At 45.3% G+C, this 651-nt stretch carries 1 protein-coding gene; it reads left to right on the forward strand.

Annotation, left to right across the window (positions count from 1 at the left end; genetic code table 11):
* Positions 1-651, forward strand: a 651-nt coding sequence (locus tag A3729_RS01280) for an RNB domain-containing ribonuclease (protein ID WP_156497567.1), incomplete at both ends; no start/stop codon positions are given.

The raw sequence follows: 651 nt of genomic DNA on the forward strand, positions 1-651 counted from the left end.
CAAGATATCGGTATCGAATCATTGTATGCCAGCAAGAAGCACCGCCTGGAAACAAGCTGGAGCAAAGTCGAGCAAGAACAAGCAGATGCGATTTCAGAAGAACAGATAGCAGGTTTAAGCGAAGGGCGTAAAAACTATTGTGAACTTCCCTTTGTTACCATTGACTCGTCTTCTACGAAAGATATAGACGATGCCTTGTATGCAGAAAAAGCTGAGCAAGGTTGGTATATATATATTGCGATTGCCGACCCCTGCGCCATGATTGATGCCGGCTCAGCCATCGAGAAAAGTCTGATAAAACGCGCAAGTTCAGTCTACTTCCCCGGTCAGACTATCGCGATGCTTCCAGAAAAGCTGGGCAGTGATATCTGCTCTTTGGTAGAAGGTAAACCGCGTCTGGCCAAAGTAGTAAAAGCGACTGTAAGTGAGACTGGAGATATCGAAAGCTACGAGCTAGAACAAGCGCTTATTCAATCTCATAAAAAGCTTAGTTACGAAGTCGTTGGCAGCTTTATTGACCAAGGCGAAGCGCTAGACGAGTGCAGCAGCGATATTCAGGAAAGCCTGAAGCATCTTAAGACTATTGCCGATAAACGATCAGAATTCCGCAACAAGCACAACCTGATTCAAAAAGACCGTCAAGAGTTCTAC

The organism is Oleiphilus sp. HI0043, assembly GCF_001634935.1.